The 6,174-nt window shown below is 47.9% G+C and carries 4 protein-coding genes; 3 read left to right on the top strand and 1 reads right to left on the bottom strand.

The window, feature by feature from the left end; translation table 11 throughout:
• Positions 1-108 precede the first annotated feature (108 nt).
• The 3 genes from carA to VN429_RS03660 all read left to right on the top strand — a co-directional run bounded on the left by carA (position 109) and on the right by VN429_RS03660 (position 5,621).
• On the top strand, positions 109-1,164 hold the full coding sequence (gene carA, locus VN429_RS03670) for a glutamine-hydrolyzing carbamoyl-phosphate synthase small subunit (RefSeq protein WP_325629908.1): 1,056 nt from the start codon (positions 109-111) through the stop codon (positions 1,162-1,164).
• Complete coding sequence (carB, locus tag VN429_RS03665; protein ID WP_325629907.1) at positions 1,164-4,331, top strand: carbamoyl-phosphate synthase large subunit; 3,168 nt, start codon at positions 1,164-1,166, stop codon at positions 4,329-4,331. Before carA ends, carB begins: the two co-directional genes overlap by 1 nt.
• Before the next feature lie 99 nt (positions 4,332-4,430).
• A complete protein-coding gene (locus VN429_RS03660) occupies positions 4,431-5,621 on the top strand; it encodes an argininosuccinate synthase (protein WP_325629906.1) in 1,191 nt (396 codons plus the stop codon).
• Between the two features lie 5 nt (positions 5,622-5,626).
• On the opposite strand, the gene VN429_RS03655 is transcribed toward VN429_RS03660, so the two are convergent.
• On the bottom strand, positions 5,627-6,174 hold a 548-nt coding region (locus tag VN429_RS03655; RefSeq protein ID WP_325629905.1), incomplete at its 5' end, for a hypothetical protein.

Here is a 6,174-nt window from a genome sequence, read left to right as displayed (position 1 = left end):
AGATATTTCTGAATACTTAGATTATGAAATGCTTCGGGAAATTATTTTGAAATTTTCTAGAAGGTATCGTTATTACGTTTTCAGGCTCACTGATATGGGACTTATACCATGAAGGCTGCGCTCGGATTAGAGGATGGACGATATTTTATCGGCGAGGGATTCGGGGTTGAGGGAGAGACAACCGGCGAGCTGGTCTTCAGCACGCAGATGACAGGGTATATGGAAGCGCTGACCGACCCCAGTTATCACGGCCAACTCCTCCTCTTCACGTACCCTCTTATTGGAAATTATGGAGTTGATCGGGAGAATTTTCAGAACTCCCGCGTATGGGCATCAGGGTGTGTGGTTCACGAGCTCTGCACGCAGCCGGCAGGCAGATCTACACTCTCCCAGTTTTTTGAAGAAGAAGGTCTTTTCGGAATAACAGGCGTTGATACACGCCACCTAACAATCAGCATCAGAGAGAAAGGAACCGTCAGGGCCGGAATCATCGTGGGCAGTGATGATGGAGAAGAGGCAGTTCAACTGGCCAGATCAGCACCTGATATCACAACCCAGGCACTAATTCCTGAAGTCTCATGCAAAGAGCCCTGGAATATGAAAGGAAGCGGACCACGAGTGGCGGTGATTGATCTCGGTGTCAAGAAGAATATTCTTCAAAGTTTAAGCCACAGGAATGCAGACTTGCATATCTTCCCACATGATGCAAAACCCGATGAGATACTTGCATGCAAACCAGATGCACTCTTTATCAGTAATGGTCCTGGGGATCCGGTCCAGGCTACTGGGGCTATTCATGCTGTGAAAAATCTTGCCGGCCAGCTACCTGTTTTTGGGATCTGTATGGGCAATCAGATATGCGGACTGGCTCTAGGTGGAGAAACACAAAAGATGAAGTTTGGTCACCGGGGAGCAAATCAGCCGGTCCGTTACAAAGATGGCCGTATAGCGATCTCATCCCAGAACCACGGTTTTGTAGTTATGGGAGATTCACTTCCCGAGGGTTGTCAGGTCACGTTCACTAACTGTAATGACGGAACACTCGAAGGATTTGAGGATGAGTATCTTGAACTCTTTTGCGTTCAGTTCCACCCGGAGGCTCATGCAGGACCGCATGATACGGAGAAGATGTACTTTGATATGATGATGAGGAGGCTGGTCTGATGCCAAAAGATCCGTCAATCAAGAAAGTGATCCTCATCGGTTCAGGGCCGATTCAGATCGGTCAGGCTGCTGAGTTTGATTTCTCAGGTTCGCAGGCCTGCCGTGCCCTTCGTGAGGAGGGTGTCGAGGTAGTGCTTGTCAACAGCAACCCTGCAACCATTCAGACCGATCCTGACACAGCCGACATCATATATGTTGAACCGCTTCAGGCAGATGTTATCGCGAAGATCATCGCAAAAGAGAAGCCTGATGGAATAATGTCCGGAATGGGTGGCCAGACCGGGCTTAACCTTACTGCTGAACTTGCTGAAATGGGTGCACTTGAGGGCGTTAGGATCCTTGGAACTCCGCTCAAAGCGATCTATGAAGGAGAAGATCGTGAGAAGTTTAGGGATTTAATGCAGCGGATAGGCGAGCCGGTCCCCAAGTCTATGATTGTCAGTTCTCTCTCACAGCTTGAGGAGGCTGCCAAAATTGTGGGTTTCCCTGCAATTATCAGGCCAGCATATACCCTTGGTGGGGCCGGTGGAGGTATTGCATACAATGCAGATGATCTCAGGCGAATTACTGAGCTTGGACTTGGAAAATCCAGAATTCACCAGGTGCTTGTTGAAGAGAGTGTAGCTGGGTGGAAAGAGGTTGAGTTTGAGGTTATGCGGGATGCAAATGATACCTGTATCACGATCTGCGGTATGGAGAATGTGGACCCAATGGGTGTTCATACCGGTGAAAGTGTGGTGGTTGCTCCCATCCTTACCCTCCGTGATGATGAATTCAATGTTTTGCGTGATGCTGCGCTCAAGATCATTCGTGCACTAGATGTGCAGGGTGGGTGCAACATCCAGTTCGGGTTCAGGAAAGACAAAGAGTACAGGGTCATTGAAGTAAACCCCCGGGTTTCGCGCTCTTCAGCCCTCGCTTCAAAAGCAACCGGATATCCCATAGCACGTGTAGCTGCCAAGATAGCAATAGGTCTCAGGCTTGATGAGATTCTCAACACGGTGACGGGAAAGACTCCGGCATCGTTTGAACCATCTATTGATTATGTTGTTGTCAAGGTTCCGCGTTGGCCGTTTGATAAGTTCAAGACCGCTGACCGGACTCTCACAACTGCCATGAAATCTACCGGTGAGGTTATGGCGATTGGGAGATGTGTTGAGGAAGCGTTTAAGAAGGCTCTTCGTTCCCTTGACAACGATGTAGATCGTCATACCAACCATGGTGAGATCCGCATGATCCTTTCAAGGCCGACAGATGAAAGATTTGCAACACTCTTTGATGCCTTCAGGGAGGATTTCGGACTGGATGAAGTTGCAGATCTTACCAAAATAACTCCTTTCTGGCTCGAAAAGGTCCGGAATATAGTCGATCTTGAACAAGTCCTGACGACAGGTGGTACAGACGAACAGGTCAAACTAGCAAAAAAGTATGGTTTTTCCACAAGTGAGATCATCACCCTGACCAAGCGGACACAAGAAGAGATCAATGCCCTCTGTGGTTCACCCTCGTATAAGATGGTGGATACTTGTGCAGCCGAGTTTCCTGCCCAGACTCCATACTTCTATTCAACCTGGGGAGATTCCAGGTGCGAGATGGAACCATCTGGCAAGAAGAAGGTTATGATCCTTGGATCAGGACCAATAAGAATCGGTCAAGGTATTGAGTTTGATTACTGTACCGTTCACGCGGTCACTGCCCTTCGTGAGATGGGTATTGAGGTACATGTTGTAAATAATAATCCTGAGACAGTCTCAACAGATTTTGATACATCAGATCGCCTCTTCTTTGAGCCAATGACTCTTGAGGATGTGATGAATATCCTCAAAAAAGATGAATATGACGGGGTCATGGTCCAGTTTGGAGGACAGAATGCCGTGAACCTTGCCGTTCCACTTCGTGATGAGATGGCACGCGTCGGACTCAGGACCCGTATTCTTGGTTCGACTCCAGATGCAATGGACATGGCAGAGGATAGGGATCGGTTCAGTGTTCTCCTTGATGATCTCCGCATACCTTCCCCTCCTAATGGGTCGGCAACTTCTGAAGATGAAGCCCTGGCAACTGCTGAAAAGATCGGGTATCCTGCACTGGTCAGACCTTCGTATGTCCTTGGTGGGAGGGCGATGGAGATCGTCCATGATACTGCTGAATTGACAGCGTACATACGTGAGGCAGTAAAAGTCTCACGCAGCCATCCGGTTCTGATCGATCGGTTTCTGCAGAATGCAATAGAGCTTGATGTTGATGCAGTCTGCGACGGCACCGATGTGCTCATCGGAGGGATCATGGAACATATTGAGGCTGCCGGTGTTCATAGTGGAGATTCGGCATGTGTTATCCCTACCCAGTCTCTGTCGCCAGAAATTCTGGAGACAGTACGTGACTATACCCGGAGACTTGCCCTAGGTCTGGGTGTGGTAGGACTTGTGAACATCCAGTTTGCTATCCAGGGTTCTGTAGTCTATGTGCTTGAGGCCAATCCACGAGCCAGTAGGACTGTTCCGTTTGTTGCAAAAGCTACCGGCATACCATTGGCTAAAATTGCTGCACGGGTCATGATGGGCATGCGGCTTTCTGATATGCCCTACCAGGAACGTCAGATCAAGCACGTTGCAGTCAAAGAAGTGCTTCTGCCCTTTAACAAGCTTCCGGGTGTTGATACTGTTCTTGGCCCTGAAATGAAAAGCACCGGAGAGGTGATGGGTATAGATTACGACTTTGGACGAGCATATTACAAAGCCAGCATCGCAGCACATAACCGTCTTCCACGATCAGGTAATGTTTTCATCTCAATTACTCAGGATCTCAAGGATCACATCCTCCCTGTTGCCAGAGCATTTCATGAGAATGGACTCAAGATTTATGGGACGAGCGGCACTGTTGATTATCTCAATAGCCAGGGTATTCCCTCAAATCTCGTCCGCAAGATCCAGGAAGGTTCGCCAAATGTGGTCGACATGCTCAGGTGCGGTGAGATCAGTCTCATCATAAATGTCTTTGCAGATAGGAGAGCTCGTCAGGATCATATTCAGATTATGCGGACAGCCGTGGACTATGGGGTTCCTTATATTACAACCATCCAGGCAGCCCTTGCAGCAGCAGAAGCTATCAATACAGTCAGGGCTGAAAACCTGACTATTGAACCCCTGCAGCACTACATCTGCTGATTTTTCCCATCCCGCGGTATGCAGAAAACCTGCGGGAGTTTTTTCTTTTCTTCATGTTCATATGTAAGAGGATAATTCATAATTTCTGGAGATATTTTCATGGGCAAAGGCACAGTAGTTCTTGCATATTCAGGAGGTCTTGATACCTCAATCTGCATTCCTCTTCTGAAGGAGCAGTATGGGTATGATCGCGTTGTCACTGTTGCGGCAAACGTGGGTCAGCGTGATGAGGAGATTGCGGTCGCAGAAGAGAAAGGGAAAAAATTGGCTGATCGTCACTATACAGTCGACCTTAAACAGGAGTTTGTTGACCGGTGCCTGTTCCCCTCTATTCGCGCAAATGGCCTGTATGAAGGGTATCCAATGGGGACTTCTCTTGCAAGACCGATTATTGCCGAAGCGGTTGTTGAGATTGCAAAGAAAGAGGGGGCAACCGCGGTAGCACATGGCTGTACTGGGAAAGGAAATGATCAACTCAGGTTTGACGTCGTCTTCAGGTCAGTCGGGCTTGAGGTTGTTGCACCAATTCGTGAGAACAACATGACCCGGGAGTGGGAGATTGGATACGCAGAGCAGCATGGTGTTCCGGTACCTGTTAATAAGGAGAAACCCTGGTCTGTTGATGAGAACCTCTGGTCACGCAGTGTTGAGGGAGGTCATCTTGAAGAGCCTGATTTCCACCCACCTGAAGAGATCTATGCCTGGACTGTCTCACCAATGAGTGCTCCCGAGACTCCTCTTGAGATCACATTGACCTTTGAAAAGGGACTCCCCGTTGCTCTCAATGGGAAGAAGATGTCTGGATATGATCTTATCCGGGAGATGAACCAGATTGCAGGGAGTCATGGAATCGGTAGAAACGATATGATGGAGAACCGGGTCCTGGGAATCAAGGCAAGGGAGATCTATGAGCACCCTGCAGCAACAGTCCTGCTTGCAGCACACGCTGATCTTGAGCGGCTTGTTCTTACACGGGAAGAGTACGCGTTCAAACAGTCGGTAGATGCAAAGTGGGCTCAACTTGCATATTATGGTTTGATCTATGAACCGCTCTGGGATGCCCTCAATGCCTTTATTGACACGACACAGCAGCGGGTGAATGGAACTGTAGACCTGCGTCTTTACAAAGGAAATGTAACTGTGCTCGGCCGTTCATCTCCGGATTCGTTCTACTCTGTTGATGTTGCGTCCTTTGATTCAAAACTGATTGATCAGACTGATGCCATTGGTTTCTCACATTATTATGGGCTTCAGGCACGACTGGTCAGGGCGAAGGGAAAAAACAAATAACTCCTTTATTGTTCTTTAGAATTTTGAGAGATAGTAAATAGTATCTCAACACGTGCTCTCTTTTTATCTGGTCGGCATTGTTCAATCATCACTTCCCTGTTTAATCCTTCACTGATTATCATTCCGAACAGGCTGCATATTGTACATGGATTCATTGTACAGCATGCAGGAGACTCTGCAGCAATAACCCGGCACCCATCGATCAACAGATAGTTGTCTAATACAATTGAAATTCCCTCACCTGATATTTGTGTTTTTGCTGACTCTGCAATCTCCAAAAGGTCTTCTCCGACCTCCTTAATCAGTAAGAGTACCTCATCTATGGAATCAGGGATTGTTAACCCAGCATTTATCTTGAGATCAGCCATCAGCGTTTGACCAGAAGGGGGGAATAATACTCCGGTTCCTCCAATGCCTGAAACAAAGGTATTTCCTTCTAGTTCTCCTCCGGAATATGTAGAAACAGGAATAAACTGAACACTTCCTGATTTCCCGGTTTCTTTACTAGGAAGGAACCATGAATTTCCCATGATTCCCAAGTCTGCTATGATTC

The sequence above is a fragment of the Methanospirillum sp. genome, assembly GCF_035560735.1.
Lineage (GTDB): Archaea > Halobacteriota > Methanomicrobia > Methanomicrobiales > Methanospirillaceae > Methanospirillum.
The sequence above is the reverse complement of the archived record's forward strand: the minus strand, read 5'-3'. Positions and strand labels throughout refer to the sequence as shown.